The organism is Hyphococcus formosus (assembly GCF_046736345.1).
GTDB classification, from domain to species: domain Bacteria; phylum Pseudomonadota; class Alphaproteobacteria; order Caulobacterales; family Parvularculaceae; genus Hyphococcus; species Hyphococcus formosus.
Genome location: NZ_CP157210.1, coordinates 941488 through 966171 on the forward strand (window position 1 = coordinate 941488; position 24684 = coordinate 966171).

At 49.2% G+C, this 24684-nt stretch carries 22 protein-coding genes and 1 tRNA gene; 8 read left to right on the forward strand and 15 right to left on the reverse strand.

What is annotated here, in order from left to right:
* Nucleotides 1-245: 245 nt before the first annotated feature.
* Together ABFZ83_RS04370 and ABFZ83_RS04375 are read left to right on the forward strand one after the other, a co-directional pair.
* A complete protein-coding gene (locus tag ABFZ83_RS04370) occupies nt 246-1178 on the forward strand; it encodes an aminotransferase class IV (RefSeq protein WP_411818209.1) in 933 nt (310 codons plus the stop codon).
* A gap of 2 nt (nt 1179-1180) precedes the next feature.
* Nucleotides 1181-1891 (forward strand): HAD family hydrolase, encoded by a 711-nt coding sequence (locus tag ABFZ83_RS04375; RefSeq protein ID WP_411818210.1) that lies wholly within the window; start codon nt 1181-1183, stop codon nt 1889-1891.
* A 2-nt stretch (nt 1892-1893) separates the two neighbouring features.
* On the opposite strand, the gene ABFZ83_RS04380 is transcribed toward ABFZ83_RS04375, so the two are convergent.
* Nucleotides 1894-2475, reverse strand: coding sequence for an HD domain-containing protein (locus ABFZ83_RS04380; RefSeq protein WP_411818211.1), 582 nt, complete (start codon nt 2473-2475; stop codon nt 1894-1896).
* Nucleotides 2476-2649: 174 nt separating this feature from the next.
* Here ABFZ83_RS04380 and ABFZ83_RS04385 point away from each other — a divergent pair, with 174 nt between their 5' ends.
* A complete protein-coding gene (locus ABFZ83_RS04385; RefSeq protein ID WP_411818212.1) occupies nt 2650-3525 on the forward strand; it encodes a glycosyltransferase family 2 protein in 876 nt (291 codons plus the stop codon).
* Here the strand turns inward: ABFZ83_RS04385 and nusG are convergent.
* The 3 genes from nusG to ABFZ83_RS04400 form a co-directional block, all read right to left on the reverse strand.
* Nucleotides 3522-4055, reverse strand: coding sequence for a transcription termination/antitermination protein NusG (gene nusG, locus ABFZ83_RS04390; RefSeq protein ID WP_411818213.1), 534 nt, complete (start codon nt 4053-4055; stop codon nt 3522-3524). The two genes, ABFZ83_RS04385 and nusG, sit on opposite strands and share 4 nt — an antisense overlap.
* Before the next feature lie 24 nt (nt 4056-4079).
* Nucleotides 4080-4361: a preprotein translocase subunit SecE gene (secE, locus tag ABFZ83_RS04395; RefSeq protein ID WP_411818214.1), complete on the reverse strand. Its 282-nt coding sequence runs from the start codon at nt 4359-4361 to the stop codon at nt 4080-4082.
* Between the two features lie 145 nt (nt 4362-4506).
* Nucleotides 4507-6309 carry a hypothetical protein gene (locus tag ABFZ83_RS04400; protein ID WP_411818215.1) on the reverse strand — a complete coding sequence of 601 codons (1803 nt, stop codon included), beginning with the start codon at nt 6307-6309 and terminating at the stop codon, nt 4507-4509.
* A 297-nt stretch (nt 6310-6606) separates the two neighbouring features.
* Here ABFZ83_RS04400 and ABFZ83_RS04405 point away from each other — a divergent pair, with 297 nt between their 5' ends.
* Nucleotides 6607-7161, forward strand: coding sequence for a carboxymuconolactone decarboxylase family protein (locus ABFZ83_RS04405; RefSeq protein WP_411818216.1), 555 nt, complete (start codon nt 6607-6609; stop codon nt 7159-7161).
* 202 nt (nt 7162-7363) lie between these two features.
* On the opposite strand, the gene ABFZ83_RS04410 is transcribed toward ABFZ83_RS04405, so the two are convergent.
* The 4 genes from ABFZ83_RS04410 to ABFZ83_RS04425 are packed head-to-tail and all read right to left on the reverse strand — an operon-like array spanning nt 7364 to nt 11906.
* Nucleotides 7364-9763: a TonB-dependent receptor gene (locus tag ABFZ83_RS04410; RefSeq protein WP_411818217.1), complete on the reverse strand. Its 2400-nt coding sequence runs from the start codon at nt 9761-9763 to the stop codon at nt 7364-7366.
* Nucleotides 9764-9800: 37 nt separating this feature from the next.
* Nucleotides 9801-10562, reverse strand: a complete 762-nt coding sequence (locus ABFZ83_RS04415) for an SDR family NAD(P)-dependent oxidoreductase (protein ID WP_411818218.1) — start codon at nt 10560-10562, stop codon at nt 9801-9803.
* The gene (locus ABFZ83_RS04420) at nt 10559-11131 is read right to left on the reverse strand and encodes a nuclear transport factor 2 family protein (RefSeq protein ID WP_411818219.1); all 573 of its coding nucleotides are present in this window, start codon (nt 11129-11131) and stop codon (nt 10559-10561) included. Before ABFZ83_RS04420 ends, ABFZ83_RS04415 begins: the two co-directional genes overlap by 4 nt.
* A 22-nt stretch (nt 11132-11153) precedes the next feature.
* Nucleotides 11154-11906, reverse strand: a complete 753-nt coding sequence (locus tag ABFZ83_RS04425) for an SDR family NAD(P)-dependent oxidoreductase (RefSeq protein WP_411818220.1) — start codon at nt 11904-11906, stop codon at nt 11154-11156.
* A 437-nt stretch (nt 11907-12343) separates the two neighbouring features.
* On the opposite strand from ABFZ83_RS04425, the gene ABFZ83_RS04430 reads away from it, so the two are divergent.
* The 4 genes from ABFZ83_RS04430 (at nt 12344) to ABFZ83_RS04445 (ending at nt 19338) form a co-directional block, all read left to right on the forward strand.
* Complete coding sequence (locus ABFZ83_RS04430; RefSeq protein WP_411818221.1) at nt 12344-13864, forward strand: MFS transporter; 1521 nt, start codon at nt 12344-12346, stop codon at nt 13862-13864.
* A 257-nt stretch (nt 13865-14121) separates the two neighbouring features.
* Entirely contained in the window at nt 14122-14631 is a 510-nt protein-coding gene (locus ABFZ83_RS04435) for an ImuA family protein (RefSeq protein WP_411818222.1), read from the forward strand.
* Nucleotides 14588-16075 (forward strand): DUF6504 family protein, encoded by a 1488-nt coding sequence (locus ABFZ83_RS04440; RefSeq protein ID WP_411818223.1) that lies wholly within the window; start codon nt 14588-14590, stop codon nt 16073-16075. The genes ABFZ83_RS04435 and ABFZ83_RS04440 overlap by 44 nt, the downstream gene beginning before the upstream one ends.
* Entirely contained in the window at nt 16072-19338 is a 3267-nt protein-coding gene (locus ABFZ83_RS04445; protein ID WP_411818224.1) for an error-prone DNA polymerase, read from the forward strand. Before ABFZ83_RS04440 ends, ABFZ83_RS04445 begins: the two co-directional genes overlap by 4 nt.
* Before the next feature lie 217 nt (nt 19339-19555).
* Here the strand turns inward: ABFZ83_RS04445 and ABFZ83_RS04450 are convergent.
* From ABFZ83_RS04450 to ABFZ83_RS04480, 7 genes are all read right to left on the reverse strand, one after another.
* Nucleotides 19556-19631 (reverse strand) — tRNA-Trp (locus ABFZ83_RS04450).
* Between the two features lie 54 nt (nt 19632-19685).
* Nucleotides 19686-20852, reverse strand: coding sequence for a lipid-A-disaccharide synthase (gene lpxB, locus ABFZ83_RS04455; RefSeq protein ID WP_411818225.1), 1167 nt, complete (start codon nt 20850-20852; stop codon nt 19686-19688).
* Complete coding sequence (locus tag ABFZ83_RS04460) at nt 20849-21691, reverse strand: LpxI family protein (protein ID WP_411818226.1); 843 nt, start codon at nt 21689-21691, stop codon at nt 20849-20851. The genes lpxB and ABFZ83_RS04460 overlap by 4 nt, the downstream gene beginning before the upstream one ends.
* Entirely contained in the window at nt 21692-22477 is a 786-nt protein-coding gene (lpxA, locus tag ABFZ83_RS04465) for an acyl-ACP--UDP-N-acetylglucosamine O-acyltransferase (protein WP_411818227.1), read from the reverse strand.
* Between the two features lie 10 nt (nt 22478-22487).
* Nucleotides 22488-22952, reverse strand: coding sequence for a 3-hydroxyacyl-ACP dehydratase FabZ (gene fabZ / locus ABFZ83_RS04470; RefSeq protein WP_411818228.1), 465 nt, complete (start codon nt 22950-22952; stop codon nt 22488-22490).
* 4 nt (nt 22953-22956) lie between these two features.
* Complete coding sequence (gene lpxD, locus ABFZ83_RS04475; RefSeq protein ID WP_411818229.1) at nt 22957-23946, reverse strand: UDP-3-O-(3-hydroxymyristoyl)glucosamine N-acyltransferase; 990 nt, start codon at nt 23944-23946, stop codon at nt 22957-22959.
* A gap of 93 nt (nt 23947-24039) precedes the next feature.
* Nucleotides 24040-24678, reverse strand: a complete 639-nt coding sequence (locus ABFZ83_RS04480) for an OmpH family outer membrane protein (RefSeq protein ID WP_411818230.1) — start codon at nt 24676-24678, stop codon at nt 24040-24042.
* Between the last annotated feature and the right edge of the window lie 6 nt (nt 24679-24684).

Consider the following 24684-nt stretch of genomic DNA (forward strand, 5'->3'; position numbering starts at 1 on the left):
ACATATAATTTGCGACAATATAAATTGTGCGAATAATGTGCTGTCTCATAATTCAAATGAAAAATGATCATTTTCCGTTCTCGGTTATTGAAAACGGACTACCTCGGCCAAATCCCTTTTCTCTGCAATCCCCGACCAACCCTCTACCTACATGCGGCGAATTTTTCTCAGCTATAACAATGGCGCTAATGCCTAAATGGCCCTAATTTCCAACATTCTTCAGACATAACAGCCGTGAGAAATTCATGACACATTCAACCCACGCCTTCGAAGCAGATCCGCGGAACAATGATATTTTGATCGATATCAACGGCAAATTGACGCCGCGCGCCGAAGCGACAATTTCAGTTTTCGATTCAGGGTTTGTGCTTGGTGATGGTGTTTGGGAAGGATTGCGGGTTCATTCGGGTCCAGATGGTAAAGGTGTAATTGCTTTCCTCGATAAGCATCTGCGCCGCCTGTATGACGGTGCCAAGACGCTTGATTTCGATATGAATGTGTCGAAAGCGGAACTTAAAGAACGACTTTATAAGTGCCTTGATGCAAACGAAGCCCATGACGGCGCGCACATACGTTTGATGGTTACCCGTGGCATCAAAGCGACGCCCTATCAGGACCCTCGCGCTACGATTACCCCGCCTACAATTGTGATTATTCCGGAATTCAAAAAGCCTGTTGCATCAACAGCCACACAAGGCGCGCGGCTATTCACTGTGCATGTTCGGCGCGGTTATCCTGATGGTCAGGATCAGAAATTAAATTCGCATTCCAAATTGAATTGCATCACAGCTTGCATTCAAGCCGCGAAGGCAAATGCGGATGAGGCACTCATGCTTGACCCGCATGGCTTTGTCGCGACTTGTAATTCGACACATTTCTTTATTGTCCGCGATGGAGAAATTTGGACCTCCACCGGTGATTACTGCCTCGGCGGAATAACCCGTAGCATCGTTCTTGAGCTTGCTCGTGCCAATGGAATTACTGCACGAGAAAAGAATTTCTCTTTACACGATGTTTATGGTGCAGATGAAGCGTTCATAACCGGAACCTTCGCAGGCGTTTCGCCAGTTCGCGAAGTTGATGGCCGGGCCATTTCAACGGAACGGGGGCCGATGGTTGATCGCCTACAATCACTTTATCAGCAGCGAATAAAAGACGATGCAGCAAAAGGCCGTTAATTATGGGTGCTGCAAACAATCGTATTACGATGCTCTCCGGTCCGCGGAATATATCGACGACCATGATGCGGAGTTTTGAAAGTCGTCCAGACACAAAGGTCGTCGATGAACCCTTTTATGCGGCGTATTTAAGAAGCAGCGGTGCCGATCATCCGATGCGCGATGAGATTTTGCGCGATCAATCAAATGATTGGACGATCGTAATGGAGGAACTACAAAAAAACACGACGCAATATGTTTTTGAAAAACATATTGCCTTTCATTTTACGTACGCGCCCTCTCTCGATTGGTTAGATGGGACCCGGATGTTTCACCTTATTAGAGACCCGGTCTCTATGGTTGCGTCATATAAAAATAAACTGGACGATGTTGCGCCAATTATCGAAAGCTATCGAATCCAGCGTGAAATTTATGAACGCTCCCCTGCTCCAATTGTTGACGCGACCGACATTCTAAAACAGCCTGATGGCATGTTGCCAAAATTATGCAATGCATTGGAGATCGAATATTTCGACTCGATGCTTAGCTGGCCCTTAGGCGCTCGGGAAACGGATGGTATATGGGGCGCGCATTGGTATGATGCGGTAAATGCCTCGACGAGTTTCCTACCCTTCACGGAAAAAGATATTGTTCTTTCTCCTGACCTTGCAAAATTCGCCCAGGCTTGCATGGAAGATTATAACTTCTTCCGTGAACGACGAATTTTACCATAAACCTATTCCACGGAATAAACCGTGTTCTTTGGCGTTTCGAATAGTTTCATAATCATGGGTTCAAAGGCCTCTAGGGGCATAGACTCGTAATCAGGGTCGAATGCCGCTTGGTCGTATTTTTCGCAAAACTCTTGCGTGCGCTCAAAATGTTCATGACCGCGAAATTCTTCACGCATGTCACGGTTCAGACCCAGATAGTGAAAGAAGTAGTACCCTTGAAATATGCCATGTTTCTCAACCATCCAGTGATTGGCTTCAGACACAAATGGTTTCACAATGGCGGCCGCAATATCTGGGTGGTTGAAGGCTCCTAATGTGTCACCGATGTCATGCAATAGCGCACACACCACATACTCGTCGTCTTTCCCATCTTTGAATGCTCTCGTTGCCGTTTGAAGACTATGTTCCAGACGATCGACAGGGAACCCGCCATAGTCGCCTTCTAAAATGCGCAAATGATCGATAATTCGCTTTCCGCCTTGCATTGCAAACGGCATAAATTGGCCGGCAATGATGCCCCAATCTTCTGGAGTTCCCTCCGTCATGGCACGAAATTTTGCCCTAGGGGCATCTTTATCGCTCATGGAACCTCCCTTATTCACAATGCGCAGATCATAATAATCGGAATCGTGTCCGCTCAAGCTAAATTAGCAGGTGGCAAAAGAATTGCAGAATTTCTGGCAATCCGCAAAACGGCTAAGTTTAGTTTTCAGACACTTTTGCTAGAACGGCGATAAGAAACAGAATATTCGAATTATATGCGCATCTCGGTCTGTATATTTGCCAGAAACGAAGAACGGCTATTGCCGGTTTGCGTCAATGCCCTGCCCGCCGCGGGATTGGGAGCAAAAGATCGTATCCATATTCTGGTTAATGGTTGCTCAGACAACACCGCTGAGGTCGCCAATGCCCTTGCTTCAGCAAAGGCAGAGATATTAGTCCATGAATTGCCGGTGGGCGACAAGGCGAATGCTTGGAACGAATATGTTCACCGCATTGCAGATACCGATGCAGATGCCCACATTTTTCTGGATGGCGACATCAAACCAAGCATAGGGGCAATTTCTGCACTTGCTAAAGCGTTAGCTGATAATCCTGAGCATTATGCCGCCGGTGCACTGCCCGTTACTGGCAGGAGCCGCCGAAAATGGGCGAGGACATTGCTCGTCCACAACTATATCAGCGGCAATCTATACGCGATGTCGAAAGGCGCAGTCCGGCGTTTCCGAGAGTTACAATTGCACCTCCCCTTCGGTGCCAAGGGTGAGGACGGATTGATTTCCTATTTGCTCCTGACCGATTTGAAGGGCGGTGAGGACGATAGTTATACAGACCGCATCGTTGCAACGGCCAATGCGACGTTCGAATTTGAGTCGTTGGGCCTTAATCTGCGTGATCTTGCGCTCTATCGGCGTCGATTACGAAGATATTCGGAACGCCATTTCCAAAAACAAATATTGTACCGCCTACTAAAGAAAGGCGGAATTGCGACTATGCCAGAGAACATCAAGGACATCTATACGCCTAATGCCATCGCCGCTCTAAAGCCGCGATGGGACCCGGTGAACCTTTGGTTTGACCTTGCGACCCTCGGTCGATTGCGCAACGGATCGCAAGAAAAGGTCGAGACCTAGGTGGTCTTTTCGATTTGTGTGAATTCGAGCTCTACAGGCGTCGCACGGCCAAAAATCGAAACCGCGACTTTAACGCGCTCAGCGTCTTCATCGACCTCTTCGACAATTCCGGAGAATGACGCAAATGGGCCATCGATAACCCGAACATTTTCGCCGACATCGAAGGTGATGGTCGAACGTGGACGAGATTCACCTTCTTCGATCACACCGCGGATCCGGTCGACCTCTTTTTGCGGAACTGGCATTGGTTTATTACCAGACCCTAAAAACCCGGTCACTTTCGGCGTATCTTTGATCAGGTGATAAGTGTCGTCGTTCATCACCATTTTTACGAGCACATAGCCAGGAAAGAAGCGACGCTCTGTGTTGATTTTCCGGCCTCGGCGGACTTCCGTCACTTCTTCGGTCGGTACAAAAAGCTCTTCGATAAAGTGGGAAAGCCCTTTATCCTGCGCTGAAAGCAGGATCGACTCGGCAACTTTTTTCTCAAAGTTCGAGTATGCGTGAACGATATACCAGTTGCTCGCCATGACTATTTGTCCGTTTCTTAGCGGTTAATTGCCCACGCCAACACAATCGATCGGCAGGATGTTGCAGACTGCGAATCTTAGGCCCTGGTCGACGCCGAAAAAGAAAAGCGACATGATGGCGACCATAATCAACACCATAATCGTCGAAACCAAAGTTTCGTTACGGGTCGTCCACGTAACCTTTGCAGCCTCATTCCGAACCTGTTGAATGAACTCTAACGGGCTGGTCTTTTTCTTCTTTTTGACTTCCGCTGCTTTTCCTTCGAGCACCGGGGCGTCACCGCCTGATTTCTTCTTTTTCGCCATTGTGAACAGCCCTCATGCTGGAAGACACAGTTTCGCTAACGCCGTTCCGACGTTATCAAATCTCCAGAGGATTTCGGAAGATGTGCACTAGGTAAACTTTTTCTGCGGATCGTCAAGCAGAATCCTCGATTTCGCAGGGCCAGGCTCACTCTTCCGGGCTAGTTTTTCGTAAAAATGGTTCCCAGCTTTTTGCATAGCTATTGTCTGCGCCGAGGGGGCCTTCGAAATAGGCATCAGATTTCGCGCCAGCCAATACGTAATTTGACAGAATCACCCCCGGGAATTCGGCCGCCAGAGCCTCATTTACGGCTCGATTTATCCGTCCGGCGTAACCACCCTTGCCCCACATGAATTCGGTGTATCGGTCTTTATCCATGTCCTTCGGCCGATTGAAGTGAGATCCACCCTCATAGGCTCCGATAAACGGGACGCCAAACTTCTTGGCCTCGTCTGCGTGTGTCCGGAAATACTTTATGACCGCCTTTAGGGTTGCAAGATGGTTATCCGGCCCGCCAACTAGCCATTCCTCGATGGATTGAAGGTCATTGGCGTCGATGCGAAATTTCGTAAATTCGTGAGATCCCCAATAGGACGCAACCGAGACCCCAAACGAGCCGGCGTGATCCGACCAATTTTCGCCTCTGTGCTCCATATATGCTTTTGCAGCATTAAGCGCATCGTAGGTTGTTGCAGGATTCACGGCCTGCCCTTCGATCACATAAATCACCTTTTGATCGCGGCCCGCTTTTTTAAGCGCTTTGTCGAGAGCGAGCTTCCAATGCGCGGACGCAACGCCATACCCGGTTCGGTTATATCCACCCGGTATCCCCAGTTTCGGGCCGAAACCTTCGCCTAGCCCCCAGGCATATTGCGTGGTCAAGAAATACTGTCCGGCAAAATTCCAAACTTCGTTTGATATTGTCACATAAAGTGTTCGGTCAGCCGGATAGCCGCTATCGATAAGGCTTTCGACAAAATGGTCGGCATATCGATCCCACTCCGGGCTAGCGAGAACTTGTTCCGGGTTTTCGCGCACTAGCTTGCGGTAATTACCAGCCCATCCGCCGAAGTCCGGTACGATCACTTCCGAGTCAAAAATATCCAGTGGCGCGCCAAGTGTGATCGGCACATGGGTCCAAAGCATGTTATCTGCTTCCACGGCCATTTTGAAAATTGGCTCTAGTGGCGCAGATCGATAAGGCGGTTTGTGAGACGGATTATTGATATAGGCAATATTGCCCCAGAATGGGGCATTTTCACCCGGTAAATCATCAATAGACCTGACGGCTGCGCGATTTGTCTCTTGCAGGTCCATAGAGCGAACGATGTCATACTTACCGACCGCATTCGTGAATTTTGGTGTGAATACCTTCCCTGCACGGAGCGCCTTTTCGTTTTCTTTTCGATAAATGCGTAAATCTTTTAATGGCTCTTTTAATCGTTTCACCTGAATTGCGGCGTGGTATGGTGTTTTTCCACCTTTAAAATCACGCGTAAATTCAATTCGGTTTTTCGATGCTCGCCATTGAAGTTCTTTAGGTAAGTAGAGAATAGACAGGTCCGCTTTACCTTCCCATTCTAATACCCACTCTCCGTCCCAATGCCCTTTCTGAACGTCGGAATTGCCTGTAAAATAGACCCCCGTCGTTAACGTCTTCCCGTTTGGTAACTCGACTGGTAATCCCGTAGACGGATCAATATAGCCGCCCTCTAAAAGTTCTTTGGTGTTTTTATCGTCTCCAGACCACTCAAGCGAACTTGCGTGCAAAATATTGATATAGGGCTCTTCGATATTGAAGGTCGCCGGGTACCATGGTCCGACTTGAGACAATGGCGGCACGTCTGGCTTGGGTTGGACGGCCTCAACCGGCGATCCCGCGAAATAAAATGCAGCTGATAATCCTGCAAAAAGCGCTACAGCGGCGCTCCCCCCAATTATTTTGACCATTTTTACAATGCCTTTTGTGTGCTCTTTATTAGTGCCATTGTTGCGCAACTTAATTTGCTCGTCCACATGAACCGAAATTCCAGCCGATTATTTCGATAGAGTACGAAATCGGCCATTGGCGTAGCCCAATGCCATTAATGTGCCGTTTCTGATCCAAACCGGCAGTCCGATCCGGTCTCTCCTCACCGAACGTAACATTTGAGTGATTGCTCAATAAATCTCTTGAGTGACCGCTCAAGAGCCCTATTTCTCAGATCGCGGATTGAGCCGCGCCACTGAAAAGATTGGAGAGAACCCATGACCGAATTCACGCTCTATGACGAAAACAATGCCCCCGAAGAAAGCAAACCTCTTTTACAAAACTCAATTGCAGCATTTGGGATGATCCCTGGCTTGCACGCCGTTATGGCTGAAGCACCAGGACTTCTGGAATCCTATCAGGTCGTGCACGATCGTTTCACAAAATCCAGTTTTGACAATGACGAACAAACCGTTGTTTGGCAGACCATTAACGTTGAAAACGAGTGTCACTATTGTGTTCCGGCACACACAGCGATTGCGAACAGCATGGGTGTTGATAGCGCAATTTCTGAAGCCCTGCGCAACGAGACGCCATTGCCAAATGCGCGCCTCGAAGCGCTTCGCGATTTCACACTAAGTGTCGTTCGTGACCGCGGGTTCGTTGATGAAGCAAAAATTCAAAAGTTTCTCGATGCAGGCTTTACAAAACGTCATATCCTTGAGGTGGTCTTAGGCTACGGACAGAAGATTATGTCTAACTATACAAATCACCTTGCGAAGACAGCAGTCGATAAACCTTTCCAAAAATATGAATGGAAAAAAGCTAAATAGGAATATTCTATTCCTGTAGGAATTTCATGAAAAAGCTCGAGCAATCGATCATTGCTCGAGCTATTCTCATTCTGCGGACCATTTTAAAGCTACAAAATTTCAAATATGTTTCTGATCTGAATTCTAGATAGCTCGACTAAAAGGCTTCGGTTTTTAGAAGATCAAAGCGAGACGAAAGTTTGCCTCGCTTTGATCGTATTATTTACCCGCCAAAGTTATATCTTAGACGGAAGCCATACATTCTCGGCTCATTATAGATCCGCTGATTAAAGCCTAACCCCGAGTTTACGAGGGAGGCACCAGCAATTTTATAGGTGGTGTCCGTTAGATTTGTGACGAAGAAATTCGCGTCTACTGAGCTTCCACCTACATTGGCCCAGCTTACATCGAGATCAAGCGTATTTGACGCTCCTTGCGAGCTTTCGCCGTCGAAAACATTTGAACCATCTGGCAATGTTATGAAGGGAACAAGGCCCAAGATCATGCTTGATTTATGTGCCCAGTTTAATGAGGCCGATAGATCCCCTAGACTATCGTCCAATGGTGCGTTCAATATAAGCGCAACATTGACTTTATTTTTGGGTGTAAATGGGAATATTCGACCAGACTGAAGCGAGGGTTCTCCAGTAACCGGATCTCGCCGTGTGTAATCTTCAAATTGGCCATATTCAGCATCTGTATGTGACCAACCGGCTATAACTTCAATAAATTCGTTCGGCACGAAAATAGCGTCAACATCCACACCACGAACTTCGGCCGTCGCTGCATTTGTCACGGCACTGACCGTGACACCGCCGCCACCCGTAAATGTTTGGTTGAGCTGAGCATCATCTAGGTTCGATGTATAAAGCGCGATGTTGGTACGTACGTCCATACCACCTAATGACCAGTCGCCTTTCAAACCAATTTCCCAGTCCGTAACAATTTCTGGTGCGTAGGCAAATAAACCCGCGGCATTTGGAATTGGCGGCATGGCTGTCAGCGCAGGCCCGGCTAGCGGGTTGTATCCACCGGCGCGATAGCTCCGCCGATGGGTCGCATAGACCATTACGTCGTCCGTAACATGATAATCCAGACCAAAGGTATAGCTATCACTCGTTGCTGGTGCTGATACGCTCTGCAGGCAATTAAACGACGTCGACGGATCTGGCGCGGGAGCACCAACGTCACCTGTAGTACAGCGACCATTGTCTACTTGCGATATTTCAACGCTGCGCTCATCATCGGAATATCGATAACCCGCCGTTGCCTTAAGGCCATCAAGCAACCAGTCAGAAAGATCTAATGTCGCCTGGCCATAGACGGCCTTACTGGTGTCATCGATAAACTGATTGATATCGGTGTTAAGGCCGAAGACCCCAATCGACCGGTGGATGTAATTGGCGTCAGGCGATTTCGTTGTCAGATAGAAACCGCCGATTGTAAAATCCAATCGGTCGTCGAGTAACGTACCGGTAAGTTGCAACTCTTCGGTAATCTGACGAATACTGATTCCCCAAGGTTCGCCTGTGGCCATCGTATTACACAAAGCTTCGGTTGCGCAGGTGTCGAAGTGTAGTAGTGGCAGGCTTGATCCGTCAAAGTCCCACCGGTTTATCTGCCGTAGCCTGCGAAAGCCAAATATATTTTTCAGTGTAAGGTTATCAGCAATTTCGAATTCAGTTTTATTCGCGATGCCCCATGATTTGAGGATATTCACCGTTGGCGAATCTGTCAGCGAAACGTAAGGCCCTGCGGCAATTTTTGCGTCGAGAGCTGCTTCCACCGCACCACCGAGTGCACGCGGAATGCCTGCATTGGAATTCACCAAAGTTATATGGTTGGAGCTTCCATTATTGTCACGATCGAGAATATCAAAAACCAGTGTGTTATTTATTTTCTCATGCGGTGTGAAAATGGCAGATACACGTCCGGCCCAATATTCTCGATTGTCTTGAGTGCCGCCGACCGTTGCATTTTCGGTAAATCCATTACGTTGATGTGCACGTCCTGAAACACGCAACTTAAAAATGTCGGAAAACGGAAGGTCGATCGCGCCTTCAATCGCCATATGATCATAATTTCCGTATTCAGCCTGAAGATATCCGCCATATTCGTCGCCGGGTAATCGTGGCTGGAATAGAACGGCACCACCAGTTGCGTTACGGCCGAAGAGCGTGCCTTGCGGACCTTTCAAAACCTGAACATTCTCAAGATCAAAATAACGCCCAGCGCCACCCCCATCGCCGATTGGCAGCGGGACTTCGGAAAAATACGCGGCGACGGTTACCTGTTGACCAGTGATAGACGCGCCAGAACCAGATTGCCCCCGCATAACGTAATTCTCTTCATCACGACTACTTTGCGCGGATGTCAGGGCCGGTACAATTTTTGTAAGGTCCGTTGCATTATCAACATTTCGACGGCTTAGCGTCTCGCCATCAAAGCTTTGAACCGATAATGGAATGGCCTGTAGATTTTCTTCTTTTCTGCGCGCCGTTACATATATCGTATCTAATGCTGACGCTTTCTCTTCCTCAACAATTTCCTTACTTTGCGCTGGTGCACCGCTCGCCAACGCAAGCATGCAAACTGATGTAAGTAAAAAACTAACCTGTTTCATTAAATTACCCCTCTTTCACTCCCTAAAAAATCAGCCCTTATTCATTCATTCTTGGATTGGTCAGGCCGCCATCAATCGGAATTGCAGCGCCGGTGATGTATGAGGCATCGTCGGACAATAAAAATGCTAATGCGCTTCCGAATTCTTCGAGATCGCCGACGCGGTTTAAATGCGACAGCTGGTCTAAATAATTTTGCCGTTCGTCCGTACGGGTATGGTGTGGTGGGTTACCTAAGATCGCGGCATTTATATTGACGCCGAATCTCGCCGCTTCCTTACTCACGGAGCTAACCAGTGCGTGTAATGCGAGTTTCCCGGAGGCATAAGCACAGCCATATTCCTGCCCCAAGACTGCGGAAATAGAGCTAATACAAACGACTTTCCCGTAACCGCGCTCAATCATTCCAGGTAAAACCTTATGAAGGACCATGGCTTGACTGAAAAAATTCAATTCAAAGATTTCGCGGAAATGGGAAAAGTCACATTCGCTAAAGCCCTGCCACGGTATATTAGCGGGCCCTCCGCCGGCATTATTTAGAAGTAGGTCAATTCGCCCATGCTTGCGCGTTACATCGTCAATCATATCCGTGACAAAGTTTTCATCGGTGACGCTACCTTCGTGCGACGTTACATGTGCTCCAATTTTTTCTAATTCCGCTTTGGTCTCACGTAACGTTTTTGGATTTATATCATTGAGCGCGAGATCTGCGCCACCTGAGGCGAGTATTCGAGCAGTCGCTTTTCCGATGCCCTGCCCGGCTCCTGTAACCAACGCTATTCGATCACGGAACGCGGTCATTTTTCTGCACGTTTCCCAAACATGGGGTTTGCAGCATTATTGGTCCAAATCAGGTGTTGAATAAATTGCCAATCATCGCCGTTATTAATAAAGCTAAAGAGATAAGTTCCTTCGTGTAGTCCGTGTTCCCATTCTTCGTTTTCTTCCCCCACGAGCGCCATTTGATAGTGACATAAAGCCCACGCTTTTTGGTCATCGTCGCTGATGCGAGTCATGAGCGTGCCAATTAAATGGCGTATCTCTAGATTTTTTATTTTTGTAAAATCACGATGCTCAAACTGAGAACCCTTTTTGCGCGGTAGCGCTGGCTTTTCGTGGAGGGCAATAAGCGCATCGCGCCCCTTAACATATTCGTCGAGCGTGCCCTTCATGATCCGCTCGATATCTTCGTGATATATTTTTCTGAGCACATCCCATGACCGGCTATCGCAAGCAAAGGCGTATTCGTTGACAAGATCTCGAATACGTTGCTTGTTCCAGAGGTGGTTCGTGCGCTCGGAGTCAGTTTCCCGGCCCCGTTCCCATAGCGGGGTTTTTTCTCGCCAAGTTTTGTAAATGTCAGCCAGCATTTATTATATTTCCTGTTATCGCTTACACCGGACCGCGTATGCCGCCGGTGACATTGATCAGTTCGCCATTAATGAATGAGGCATCATCGCTAACGAGAAATGCTATCGTCGATGCAATATCTGCAGGTTCTCCAACACGGCCCGTGAGGGTAATTCCTGCCAGAAATTCGATTTCTTGTTCGCTGCGATTTCGACGCATCAGGGGCGTCATGATTGGGCCGGGCGCAATGGCGTTGCAGCGGATCCCACGCGATGAATGATCGATTGCGAGGGCTTTCGTAAACGCAATAAGGCCGCCTTTCGCAGCAACATATGCTGGATTCTTTGCCATTCCGGTTACGCCTGCCCCGGATGATACATTGATGATCACACCACGACCTGCAGATTCCATTTCCGGAATTGCGGCGCGGCACATAAGAAACGCAGAAGTGAGGTTCAAATTGACCCAATGTTCCCAGTCATCAAGGTCAATCTCTGGTGTGGTCAAGCCAGGCCGACTGCCCCCTACAACATTTGCTAATGCATGAACGCCACCAAATTTCGATTTTGCGAACTGAACTATCTCTTTTGCACCACTCTCGGTCGTGACGTCAGATTTGATAATTTGCAAATGTTCTTTGTTGCTCGCTAATCGGCGTGTCTCCGTTAAACCGATCTCATCAACATCTGCGGCAACAACAGCATATCCCCGGTCAACTAGTTTAAGTACAGTAGACTGACCAATTCCCGCGGCTCCGGCTGTTACGATTGCAACGGAATGGGCTAATGAAGACATTCGCTTCCCCTAATACCTACTTCAAGCAAGGAAACGGAATGCTCTATTGGGTGGAGTAAGGAAAATATCGCTTGAAATTTCTTTCCGTCGCGTCGCCCGGTTGATTTTTTGCACAGCGCTATCGTTTCCGCGCTGCCGATTCTGGCATATGCGGGCATCTCTTCCCTCCCATAGTGGCTACATGTCAGCCTACGCGTTTTTGCGTCTTGTTATATAAATCTTTATATAAATGAAAATCTATAATCGGTCAACGGATTATTTGAGTCGATATATCTGTGCTCTCTTTTTGCAATTGCGAAGTGTTGGAAAACCTATCTAACGCCAGTATAAATATAGGATTAGTGAGGATAATGGTTTTTGAGGAACAGCATCGTTAAGACTGTTCAGTTTTGCGCAAAATCGTTATTATATAAATCAATAATAATACAGGAGAGGATATGCCACCCACAAAAGTCGGGTTTTGGACAAAGTTCTGGTTTGGTTTCGGGCAAGGTGCCGAAGGAATTAAAACCGGGGCGCTGACGTCAGTTTTATTCTTCTATTACAGTCAGGTTTTAGGCTTAGATCCAGCACTTACCGGCTTGGCTTTGTTAATCGGTGTAGTAACCGATGGTTTTAGTGACGCCTTGATTGGGTCATGGTCGGATTCGTTGAAGCACAAATGGGGGCGTCGGCATCCATTCATGTATGCTTCTGCGGTTCCGTTCGGATTCAGTTTTATATTGCTTTTTTTGCCACCAGACAGGCTCGTTCAATGGCAATTATTTGCGTGGTTAGTCTTCTGGGTGGTGCTAGCACGAAATTTTATGACATTGTTTGTTGTTCCCCATTACGCTCTGGGTGCGGAATTATCCTCTGACCATGACGAGCGAACAAATATTGTCGCCTATAGAGCCTTTTTTGGATATGTCGGGTCAACGCTGGTATTCGCTTTGGGGTTATGTTTTTTTGCGTCCACTGACCTTTACCCTGTCGGCCAGTTAAATCCAGAGAAGTATCCGTTATACGGAATCGTTCTTGGAGGAGCGATCAGTATAATGATAATATTCTCTGCCTTAGGCACACACAGCGCAATTCCGACGCTGCCTAAACCAAACACAGCCGCTTCAGGGGTGTTGGTCCGCACAACAATTTCTGACATTAGAAGTATTTCAAAGGGAGCGGCATTTCGACATTGTCTTGCTGGTTATTTTGTGTGGGTGATCGGCATAATCCTGATGCGAACACTAGAAATTTACATGGGAACCTATTTTTGGCGACTTGAGAAGTCTTTGGTCTTTTTGTTGCCTACGATTGCTACGCTTACGATGCTAGCCGGTACGCCCTTTTGGCCTCTAATAATCAAATACATCGGAAAAAAGCGCGGATTCATGCTCAGCGTTTGCGGCTATGGTGGCGTGCTCTCGGCAATGGTTCTGATGCATGTTTTCTCGCTAACTCCAACTCAAGGTACGAAAAGCTACTTAGTTTTTGTGTTTGGCGGTACAATCGTAGCTAGTTTATTCGCCGCCGCTCCCCCTGTGGTTGGCGGCTCTATGATAGCGGATATCGCCGATGATCATGATTTACGCACGGGCATGCGGAATGAAGGTATTTTATTCGGTGCCATTAGTTTCACAACCAAGTTTTCAATGGGAATCGCGGCGCAATTGGCCGGGCTCATCCTATCGTTAATCGGGCTTGAGGCCCGTTCAGATCCGGCTGCTGTGCCAACGGAAGTAACATTGCGTTTGGGTTTTGTTGCAGTGTTGTTATTGCTGGTGATTGGTACGGTGACGCTTCTTGTTTTTAGAGGGTACCCAATTTCGAGAGAGGCGCATGATCAGATTAGAAAAGAGCTTTCAGAACGAGACCGGAAAGCTGCGCTGGATGAGACGCCGACTTCAGTTTTGAAATCATCCAATCAAAACATTACTCAAAGGACGATCAATATATCTGACAGTCTGCAATCCACGTGAGGCAGCACGGCTCAAGGTAATTCGTCTCTGAGGTAACGAGACGTCGCATTTCTCTTTCTCCCTAATCTCAATGATTGGGGAGAATAAAAGGCTTGACTCTTTTTTGGTAATGAGAACAAAATAGGAACATTATGGAGGAAGTGCCAACCAGAAAATTTGCTATTAGCAGTGTAAGCAGGGAAATTTACCCGAACGTTCAGGGATTAATTGCCTTAGGCGACAAGGCTGTACTCCATCCATGTCGAATACACGAGGTTATGGGGAGTTCCGCTGACGTCTTTGCGCTCTTCGCTGCATCACGCACTAGCGGGCCTGTGGTCTGGATTGCTGACCAAGCGAATAACGCCAGCTTCTCGCCAACAGGTGCTCAAAGTATAATTGATCCTACACGAATTATTTCGGTCGCTTGTGTGTCCCGCGCTGAAAGCCTTTGGGCAACCGAGCAAGCTCTACGCATGGGTGGAATTGGTGCCGTAGTTGTAGAGCTTTGGGATGGCCCCTCACTTAAAGAGAGCCGGCGCTTACAGTTGGCAGCAGAAGAAGGTGGTGTCCTGGGGATTATTCTTGTCGCTGGTCGCGCGCAAACCTCCGCCACACAAACGCGATGGTTTTGTAAAGCGTCAAGCAAGCGCGACGCTAAATGGGTGTGGGAAATGATCAAAAACAAGAACGGTCTGGGCGGTGTGTGGCGCGTCGATGTAGCAGACCACGATGAGTTAAAGTATGCGTCGGATCTTGTCCTTATGGCTGCCACAACTACCGCTTGATCGGCGTGTGCGGCTTGGCGACTCGCGGAACGAAGGGCCCTTCGCGATCATTAGCGAGGCCAAAAACGCCTGGCGCGTAACACATCTTAATGCTCATGCGCGTAAAGCGGGCGTTAGAGAAGGCCTTTCCCTACCCGATGCTCGCGCCATTTGTCCTGACCTTTTGACTGAGCAAACTGATACTATGCGGGAAGCCGGGCTCTTGCGTGCGCTATCGCGCTGGGCTGATCGCCTGTCTCCGCGAGTTGCAATAGATCCGCCAGATGGGCTTCTTTTAGATATTATAGGCTGCGCCCATCTTTTTGGTGGCGAGGGAGCCATGGGCGACCACGTGCGCGCACTCCTGAGTGACATGAATATCTATGCGCGGATTGGAATTGCTGACACAAAAATTGCCGCTCGCTGCCTCGCCCGCTATGGCGAAAACTCAGTTGCCATAGCACCTGCTGGTAAAACTGGTGATGCTCTTAGAACACTTCCTATTGAGGGGCTTGGCATCGACCATAAGATAGGTAGTGAACTCTCCCGTGCAGGATTTAGAGTCATCGGCCAGCTGTATAACGTAAAATCTTCAGAATTGGCCCGCCGCTTTGGGTTAGAGTTAACCAAAGCACTCAGTGCTGCCGTTGGGGTTACTCCTGACCCAATCCCCCCTACTGCGGCAGACTCGGTTTACGCGGCGCGCATAACACTACCGGAACCGATCGGGCTGTTATCAGATATCGAAGCGGCTCTTAATCGCCTAGCAGAATCCGTTTGTGGACGGCTAAAAAAGGATCAGAAAGGCGCTAGGAGGTTTGTTTTAACGATGCGCTGCGTCGACAGTGGTGATCGCATTACTTCCATCGGCTTTGCTGTACCCTGTTTTGAGACTGGCCCAGTGCTGCAGCAGTTCCGTCACCCTCTAAGCATGCTCAAAATTGAATACGGGGCTGACTGGTTGCGCCTTATTGCGGAGCATATCGAACCTATTCGTCCGCGTCAGGTAAACTTTAATGATTCCTCACAAGAAGCTGATGCGCGTGCGCGCCTCATTTCAACCTTGGGGAATCGGATCGGCTTTGACCATGTTACGCAATTTGTCGCAAACGACTCTCACTTACCCGAGCGTGAATTCGGCAGCGTCGAAGCGGCCGACAACAAATTTGATCGGCCTTGGAAATATGCACCAGCTAGACGCCCACTTCGACTTTATAAAATACCTGAGCGTCTGGTCTCGTTGAAGCCTGGCCGACCACCGAGGCAATTTGAGTGGCGACGTAACGCCTATGAAATCAAATCTGTGAAAGGCCCAACGCGCATTACCGCCGAATGGTGGCGCGACAGCGATCAGCGGACACGCGATTATTGGACGGTAGAAACAAAGAACGGTCCACGTTTTTGGCTTCTAACATATCCTGGTGACAAAAACGGTAAATGGTTTGTGGCAGGACGATTTCCATGAGTTATGTCGAGCTTTACACAACGAGTAATTTCACGTTTCTGACGGGAGCAAGCCATGCTGAAGAATTAGTCCGGAAGGCTGCTGAACTGGGTTTGGGTGGAATTTCAATCACCGACAAGAATACATTTGCTGGGATTGTGCGAGGTTATACTGCGGCTAAAGAGTTGAATATCCCTTATATTGTTGGTGTTCGTCTTGTTCTAAATGACGAAACTGAACTTCTTGCATACCCTAAAGATCGTGAGGCGTTCGGTCGCCTTTCGCGTTTGCTTACAATCGGCAAGCGACGCACAGTTAAAGGCGAATGTAGTCTAGACCTTGAAGATGTTCTCCAGTGGGGTGAAGGCTCAGTTTTGGTTGCTTTATACGGGCCGGAATTTCCTAGCATTCTTTTGACATTAAATGATGCTTTTGGTGATGACGTATTTGTTGGTCTACCCCCCTGTTATGACGGTTGTGACGAGGAACGGTTTTCCGAACGTGCAAAACAAGCTGAAACTGCAGGGCTTCGCCTCGTCGCTTTAGGTGATGTGATCATGCACGAGGCAAAGCGTATTAGGCTTGCGGATATCCTTTCCTGCATCCGAGAGAAAACCACCATCGACAAGCTGGGTCGCGTAGCATTGCCGAATGCTGAACGCCGTCTCAAATCAGAATTCGAAATGCGCCGGCTGTTCAAGAGCTATTCAGGTGCCATCACGAATGCACAGGCAATCGCCGAACAATGTAAATTCTGTCTTGATGAGCTTCGCTATGAATATCCAGACGAAATTACTGACGGCCGTGACCCCGACGAGCGTCTGCGTCACCTTACTGAAAAGGGGCTGATAAGGCGTTACCCAGATGGAACTCCCTTGAAAGTCCAAGCTATGGTCGAGAAGGAGTTAAGGCTTATCAAGACCCTCGATTATGCGCGGTACTTTTTGACGGTTCATGACATTGTCGAATTCGCTCGGGATAAAGGCATTCTCTGTCAAGGCCGTGGTAGCGCCGCTAATTCTGTAGTCTGCTACGCCCTCGGCGTGACTGAAGCCTCGCCCGAAACTATCACAATGGTGTTCGAACGCTTTATTTCCGAAGCACGTAATGAGCCCCCTGACATTGATGTCGATTTCGAACACGAACGGCGAGAAGAAGTGATCCAGCATATTTACGAAAAATATGGCCGCCATCGCGCGGGGCTCTGCTCTACGGTCGTTCATTATCGATCACGCCGGGCGATCCGAGAAGTCGGTAAAGCGATGGGGCTATCTGAGGATGCTGTCGCCGCTCTTGCAAGTCAAGTTTGGGGGACCTCCAACTCCGGGCTTGGGGCCGCACGCGCCAGAGCTGTCGGCCTTGACCTCAAAGACAGACGCTTGCGTCAAGCGTTGGAACTTGCCAAAGAAATTATTGGCTTCCCGCGCCATCTGTCGCAACATGTCGGCGGGTTTGTCATCACGCGCGGTCGCCTTGACGAGCTTTGCCCCATTGAAAACGCATCTATGGATGACCGTACCGTTATTGAATGGGATAAGGACGATATTGACGCACTAGGCATGCTGAAAGTCGATGTTTTGTCGCTTGGTATGCTGACTTGTATTCGTAAAGCCTTCGACCTTTTGAAGGTCTGGAAAGGCGAACGCTACGAACTGTCAACCATCCCCCAGGAAGATTCAGCTGTGTACGATATGATCTGTAAAGCCGATACGGTCGGTGTTTTCCAAATCGAATCCCGTGCGCAAATGAATTTCCTCCCGCGAATGCGCCCCCGTAACTTCGAAGATTTAATCGCCGAAGTCTCTATCATCCGTCCAGGTCCTATTCAAGGAAACATGGTTCATCCTTTCTTGCGTCGCCGTAATGGCGAAGAACCAGTCACCTATCCGTCCGAAGAACTGAAAGAGGTGCTTGAGCGCACCTATGGTGTCCCTCTTTTTCAGGAACAGGCAATGCAGATTGCCATTGTTGCTGCGGGTTTTTCACCGACGGAAGCCGATGCGCTCCGCCGGGCTCTTAACGGCTTCCGGCGGCAGGGAGCTGTCGAGGATTTCAAAGATCGATTCATAGAAGGCTGCGTCTCGCGCGGTTACAATCGCGACTTTGCGGAGAATTGTTTTAAGCAGCTTGAAGGGTTTTCAAGTTACGGCTTCCCTGAAAGTCATGCTGCGAGTTTCGCGCACCTTGTCTACGCATCGTCTTGGATCAAGTGTCATCACCCGGAAGTTTTTTGCTGCGCAATTCTGAACGCTCAACCCATGGGTTTTTATGCTCCGGCGCAGATCGTGCGAGATGCGCGACAGCATGGCGTTAACGTTCTCCCCGTTTGTGTCGAACGCAGCTATTGGGACAATGTTTTGGAACCATACCATGATGGTTCTCTGGCTGTGCGACTTGGCTTTCGGCAAATTAAAGGCTTTTCTGAAGACGACGGTCATTGGATCGCGTCAGCCCGCGGCAATGGTTACCGCTCCATTGATTCTGTTTGGCGGCGGGCGGGTTTAGGGCGTGCCGCGCTTTCTCGCCTCGCTGGGGCTGATGCTTTTGCGAGCTACGGGCATACGCGCCGCCAAGCCTTATGGGAAGTAAAAGCTCTTGGCGGTGATAAACCACTCCCCTTATTCGAAAATGACGGCGAAGGCCTGCCAGCGATAAAAACAAATCTGCCGAAAATGTCTAACGGAGAAGAAGTCTTCGAAGACTATGTAGCCACCCGACTTACCTTAAGAGAACACCCGGTTAAACTCCTCCAGCACGCTTTGGCACCCGTAACACCTGCATCATCGCTTCGCATGACCTCCGATGGTAAATGGCTGAGTGTTGCCGGGCTCGTCATTACCCGCCAACGGCCCGGTACAGCTAGCGGAGTTATTTTTATCACGATTGAAGATGCGGATGCTGTCGCCAACATCATTGTCTGGCCGAAAACATTCAAGAAGTTCCGTAAGGAAGTAATGGCGGGGCGTTTGTTACGCATTACTGGTAAGTTACAGCGCGAAGGCGTTGTTGCCCATATCATTGCGGCAAATATAGAAGACTATTCCTATCTGCTTGATGACCTCGGCGATACCCGAAACGGAGCTGGCCAAATAGATCCGAGCCATGACAACGCTGATGAGGCGAAACGTCCGATTTGTAAGGAGCGTCGTAGCAGACCACGCCAGCCTACCCGTCCCGTGTCAGAATCAATTTCGTACGAATTACAGCACGCGCACTATGGTGCCGGTGCCCGCCACCCTCGCGAACAGGCGAAAAAATTATTTTACAGCCGCGATTTTCATTAACTGGAACCCACTACCTTAGGCATCAAATCAAAAATTCTCGATAATTTTTATTTTACGAGAACCCATCAGTGTAAAGAAATATAGATATTCGACTGATAGTTTCGAATTGATGTATAGTGCCTGAATGCTGTGGCTGATACGATAACAGCAATCGTCCAGATGCTTGACACGCGTCAAATTGAATTGAATTTCAAGAGTAATGTGATTGCCTGAAAAATGGCAGGGGCGGAGGGACTCGAACCCACGGCCCTCGGTTTTGGAGACCGATGCTCTACCAACTGAGCTACACCCCTAGGCCAGCACAACCCAATAGTCTGACAAGCGCCTCTATTCAATAGCGGAATGCGTTATTTTCCCTCAATCAGGGATAAAACTGCCCGGGCGGCCTTATTCTCAGCCGGCTCAGAGCCTCCAGTCACCATTGGTAGGACCTTCGAAAACGCAACCAGCTGGCCCATTCTGGCATCTTCGTTCTGGAGTAAATCAGCCACGGAATCCGCCATTTTTTCGGGTATGCACTCCTCTTGTAGGAATTCGGGGACGACCGCCCTGCCCGCAGCAATGTTTACCAAGGACACATAGGGCGAGGTGATTACATGGCGCGCCCACGCGGCGGCTACAGGGCCAACTTTGTAGCTAACGACAATCGGTGTTTTTTGGATAGCAAGCTCAGTAACGACGGTGCCCGATGCTGCCAGCGCGGCGTCAGCGGCAGCGAAGGCGTCCAACCGCTCATCCCTTGATATGATAATCGGATTTCCCGCCCATGAAACAGCCCTATCGGAGACGGCACGGGAAACGTTGGGCGCAGCGACAACAACCGTACGAAGCTCGGGCACTCTTTTAGAAATTAATGCGACCGCCTTACCAAATGGCTCGCTCAAGCGCTCAACTTCTCCTCGCCGACTGCCAGGTAATATGGCGAGCAAGGGCGTGTCACTAGGAAGGCCGTGCGTCTTTCGAAATGAAGCACCGCTGTAGCGGCTGCGTTCAATTTCCTGAAAACCTGAATGCCCCACCCATTGGGCCCGAAGTCCGTGTTTTTCGAAATATGGGGCTTCGAATTCAAAAAGGCATAAGATTAAATCGAACAATGAGGCCGCGCTTTTTGCTCGGTTGGGGCGCGAAGCCCATACTTGCGGTGCCACATATTTCACGCATGCTGTGCTCGGCGATAACTTCCGTACCTGTTTCGCCGCCAGTTTAGAAAACGCCCAACTGTCGATAAAGATTGCTGCATCAGCTCGATGGTTTACACAGGCCGCTGCGAGTTCCATTGCAGCCTTTATTGCCGCAGGTAACGCCCGGAGCGCATCAACAGGCCCCATGACTGAAAATTGCTCTATGGGAAATATAGATGCGAGTCCAGCTTGAGCCATCATTGGCCCGCCGCAACCAACGAATTCGATATTATTGTTTTGAGATTTTAGCGCCTGAATAAGAGATGCGCCTAGTGCATCCGCAGATGGTTCAACGGCACTAATCATTATGGTGATGCGCTTATCTTCGGTCACGCGTTGCGTAAATCAACCTCTTTAAATCCGTAAACGAATAAACCGGCTTGATCAGCAAGTTTAATCACTTTTGGCCGGTCAACTATAAGCGCTACCGATGCTTCAATGGCAATCCCTGAAAGACCGACCGCGGCAGCACGCCGGATAGTCTCTGTGCCTATGACCGGAAGGTCTACTCTAAGCTCCTGACCCGGCTTAGGGCGTTTCACCAATACACCGCCAGCTTGGATATTGTTCGGCAACGTGCCGCACCGATCAAGCATCGCATCAGTACCTTCGGCGGCTTCGATCGCCAAAACAAGACCATTAGCGACGACCGCACCTTGACCGATGTCAAACTCACCTAGTGCGCGCACAACGGCTGCAGCTTTGCGGATATCCGACAGGCTCTGCGCATCAGGTGTTACTTTTCCTATAGCCCCTTCAGTGGCCAAAAGATCATTAACCGCCTCATCAACGCCGATGACGATAAACCCTTCAGATTCTAGCGTTTTGACCAGGAATTCCAATATTGCGCCATCGCCTTTGGATGCGGCGGCCAATAGCCCCGGAAGAATTGCCGCCCCGCGCCAATCCACTTTCAAATCTTTTAACTCAGGTCGCTGAACCATTCCTGCGAGTAGAACCGCATCACAATTCGCGTCTTTCAGTGAGCGAATTATTTTACCGGCCTCGCCGAGCGCACAATCAACACCCGGGTATTGATCCAATTCCGGGTCTGCCAAGCCCTTTAATCGGACGAAAAAAATATCTTCGTTTCGTGCTGCCGTTGCCGCGGCGACGGTAAGTGGAAGCGCGTTACCGCCAGCAATGACGCCAAGTTTTTTCCATCGAGACATTTAGTGCCGTTCAGGGGTCATCAATGGGCGCGAGTCGCCTTTTTCAATAAATTCAAGAATGCTTATAACCTTGGGGCAGTCGCCATGCTTCTCACGAACCGCTGCAACGCGCTCTTTAAAGGTCTGATCGCCATCAAAAAGTAACCGATACGCGGCGCGTAAATTGAATATTTCTTGCCGCGAAAAACCACGTCGCTTAAGGCCAATGATATTCAACCCAACAAGATAAGCGTGATTGCCAATAGCGGAGCCAAACGGAATTATATCTCCGGCCACGGCCGCGCAGCCACCAACAAACGCGTAATCACCGATACGGCAAAATTGGTGAATGGCGCAAAGGCCACCGAGAAAAGCAAAATCACCAACCTGGACATGACCGCCGAGTGTCGCATTATTTGCGAAGATTACGTTGTTGCCAATATTACAGTCATGGGCGACATGAGCACCGGCCATATAGAAACCATTGTTTCCGACCGACGTTGTGCCGCCTCCAGCTATCGTGCCCCGGTTCATCGTGACATGTTCGCGAATGATGTTGTCAGAACCAATTTTCAGATGGGTGCCTTCGCCATTACATCCGAGGTGCTGTGGCGGCCCACCGAGCACTGAAAACGGGTGAACTATCGTCCGCGCACCGATTTCGGTGGCACCTTTGACGGTAACATTATTCTGAAGAACGACATCATCATGGAGAATGACATCTGAACCCACATGGCAGAAAGCACCTATTGATGCATTCCCGATTTGGGCACCTTCGTCGATGATGGCGGTGTTATGTACACTCATTCTGTTACTATTATATCGCTGTTGCTAGCATGGCTGAAAATTGGGCTTCGGCCACCCGCTTACCATCGACGGTAGCGACGCCTTCAAACCGCCATACAGGAGCCCGCCGCTGGACTGTTTTTACAGCGATACGCAATTGATCGCCCGGTATAACAGGTTTTCTGAAGCGCGCCTTATCAACCCCCATAAACAGGACGACCTTTCCTTCGGTGTCGAGATTTTCAGTATAGGACGTATAAGCCGCAGCAGACTGCGCCATCGCTTCAATAATCAGCACGCCTGGCATCACTGGCTTTTGCGGAAAATGGCCTTGAAAGAACTGTTCTCCGTAAGAGACATTCTTAATCCCCACAGCGCCTTCACCGGGTTCAATATCAACCAACCGATCAACCAGCAATAATGGGTACCGATGCGGGAGAAGTTGCATCAACTCCTCTACTTCTAGAACACTTTTCCCGGGCTCAATTTTTGACATGGTTTCAACCATTCCTTCTTTTTGTAAGTCGTGTCAGAGCCGCGACTTCTCGCAACCATTGTTTTACCGGTTTCGCGGGGGAACCACCCCATTTTTCGCCCGCAGGAATGTCATGCATCAATCCGGAACCCGCTGCAATCTGTGCGCCATCGCCGATATTTAAATGATCGGCCAATCCGACCTGCCCACCCATTAAAACGCCATTGCCGATCGTGCAACTGCCTGAAATACCGGTTTGTGCAGCAATAATACAATATTGGCCAAGTGTTACGTTGTGGCCGATTTGGACCAAATTGTCGATCTTGGTGCCTTTACCAATCACGGTGTCGGCAAGCGCGCCGCGGTCAATGGTTGTGTTGGCACCAATTTCCACATCATCGCCGATAATCACCCGGCCCAGCTGCGGGACCTTTACCAATCCTGAGTCGCCTTGGGTGAAGCCAAAGCCAGATTGCCCGATACGGGCACCTGGCAACACATGAACATTTGCACCGATCAGTGCGTGCGTGATGGTCGCGTCGGCATCAATGACCGTATTGGCACCAATTTCAACACCAGGTCCGACTGTTACATTTGGCCCAATGCTGACGCCAGATGCTATCTTAGCGTCTTTAGAAACAATGGCAGTTGTGTCGACTTTAATACTTGCATCAAATTCGCGTTGACGCTCGCTGAGTGGAATTTCATCATGCAACGCAGCCGCAAGAATCGCAAAGGCGTGTCGCGGGAATGGTGTTAAGGTGACGGCACCGCCCGCAGGAATGTCGCCGGTATAATTCCGTGGCAGGAACAGTAAACCGAAGCGTTTCGGGAGTTCCTGTTTGGCCGGTTTTTCACAAAATATCAGTGTGTCATTACTGTCGGATTTTGAAAGTTCCTCAGCATAGCAACATTGACCGTCCGAAGATCCGTTGACGAGTTTTGCCCCAACGCGTTCAACAGCGTCTTTTACGGATATTGGTTTGTTCGTAGTGAAGAACCGGGGATCTGGCATGAATTTAAATTCTCGTTCTTTTCTACTCATACCGCGATATAGAAACGGCCGGCGTAATGCGCCGGCCGTCAATATCATTGAAAAAGCGGGCGATTAATTCTTTTTCGAATTCTGTGCTTTCGCCTGAGCTTCCTTGATCTGCTTCTCGATTTCCGCAAGTGAAACTTTCTCAACTTCCACTTTAGGGAATTTCTTGTCGAGCGCCGCCATCACTTCTTGCGTGATGTCCGTTTCCGGTGCCGCATACATAACGGCTGACCGGTCTAGCAAGATCGTCGCGCCACGTTTGTCGACGATGTCTTTCAGGATTGGTTGGCTCTCAACGAGAATTTTTGTCTGCGCTTGTTGTACAGCTGCGGAAAACGCTTGTTCCATTATCTGTACACGTTGTGGCAGACCATATTGTGAGCGGACAGCGAGGTCTTGCTCAGTCTTCTGCCGAACTTCATCAGACATTAGTGAAGCATTTTTCTGGAAGGACTCAATTTCTTTCTTGAGCTTTCCGGCTTCCGCTTCGAGTTCTTTCTCGACATTTGCTTTTAGTGATTGAGCCTGATCCGGAATGGTTTTCCCGGCTTTTGACTGGCTAATCAGCATAGCGCGGTCAACAATCAGGATGACCGGTGCCTTTTGAGCACTCTGGGCTTCCGCATTGTTAACGAATGCGCCACCGGCAAACGCAGCAATGGTCAACGCCATAGCGCCAGTTATCGCAATCAGTTGTTTTTTCATTCTATG

Bases quoted from the DNA above. Each gene is read 5' to 3' on its own strand.
- ABFZ83_RS04415 (WP_411818218.1), bottom strand. From the start codon at position 10,562: ATGACCGCGTTCCGTGATCGAATAGCGTTGGTTACAGGAGCCGGGCAG.
- nusG (WP_411818213.1), bottom strand. From the start codon at position 4,055: ATGGCGAGCAACTGGTATATCGTTCACGCATACTCGAACTTTGAGAAA.
- ABFZ83_RS04370 (WP_411818209.1), top strand. From the start codon at position 246: ATGACACATTCAACCCACGCCTTCGAAGCAGATCCGCGGAACAATGAT.
- ABFZ83_RS04400 (WP_411818215.1), bottom strand. From the start codon at position 6,309: ATGGTCAAAATAATTGGGGGGAGCGCCGCTGTAGCGCTTTTTGCAGGA.
- ABFZ83_RS04440 (WP_411818223.1), top strand. From the start codon at position 14,588: ATGCGTCGGATCTTGTCCTTATGGCTGCCACAACTACCGCTTGATCGG.
- ABFZ83_RS04405 (WP_411818216.1), top strand. From the start codon at position 6,607: ATGACCGAATTCACGCTCTATGACGAAAACAATGCCCCCGAAGAAAGC.
- ABFZ83_RS04420 (WP_411818219.1), bottom strand. From the start codon at position 11,131: ATGCTGGCTGACATTTACAAAACTTGGCGAGAAAAAACCCCGCTATGG.
- ABFZ83_RS04375 (WP_411818210.1), top strand. From the start codon at position 1,181: ATGGGTGCTGCAAACAATCGTATTACGATGCTCTCCGGTCCGCGGAAT.
- lpxA (WP_411818227.1), bottom strand. From the start codon at position 22,477: ATGAGTGTACATAACACCGCCATCATCGACGAAGGTGCCCAAATCGGG.
- ABFZ83_RS04435 (WP_411818222.1), top strand. From the start codon at position 14,122: ATGGGGAGTTCCGCTGACGTCTTTGCGCTCTTCGCTGCATCACGCACT.
- ABFZ83_RS04410 (WP_411818217.1), bottom strand. From the start codon at position 9,763: ATGAAACAGGTTAGTTTTTTACTTACATCAGTTTGCATGCTTGCGTTG.
- ABFZ83_RS04385 (WP_411818212.1), top strand. From the start codon at position 2,650: ATGCGCATCTCGGTCTGTATATTTGCCAGAAACGAAGAACGGCTATTG.
- fabZ (WP_411818228.1), bottom strand. From the start codon at position 22,952: ATGTCAAAAATTGAGCCCGGGAAAAGTGTTCTAGAAGTAGAGGAGTTG.
- ABFZ83_RS04430 (WP_411818221.1), top strand. From the start codon at position 12,344: ATGCCACCCACAAAAGTCGGGTTTTGGACAAAGTTCTGGTTTGGTTTC.
- ABFZ83_RS04480 (WP_411818230.1), bottom strand. From the start codon at position 24,678: ATGAAAAAACAACTGATTGCGATAACTGGCGCTATGGCGTTGACCATT.
- secE (WP_411818214.1), bottom strand. From the start codon at position 4,361: ATGGCGAAAAAGAAGAAATCAGGCGGTGACGCCCCGGTGCTCGAAGGA.
- ABFZ83_RS04445 (WP_411818224.1), top strand. From the start codon at position 16,072: ATGAGTTATGTCGAGCTTTACACAACGAGTAATTTCACGTTTCTGACG.
- ABFZ83_RS04425 (WP_411818220.1), bottom strand. From the start codon at position 11,906: ATGTCTTCATTAGCCCATTCCGTTGCAATCGTAACAGCCGGAGCCGCG.
- ABFZ83_RS04460 (WP_411818226.1), bottom strand. From the start codon at position 21,691: ATGTCTCGATGGAAAAAACTTGGCGTCATTGCTGGCGGTAACGCGCTT.
- lpxD (WP_411818229.1), bottom strand. From the start codon at position 23,946: ATGCCAGATCCCCGGTTCTTCACTACGAACAAACCAATATCCGTAAAA.
- ABFZ83_RS04380 (WP_411818211.1), bottom strand. From the start codon at position 2,475: ATGAGCGATAAAGATGCCCCTAGGGCAAAATTTCGTGCCATGACGGAG.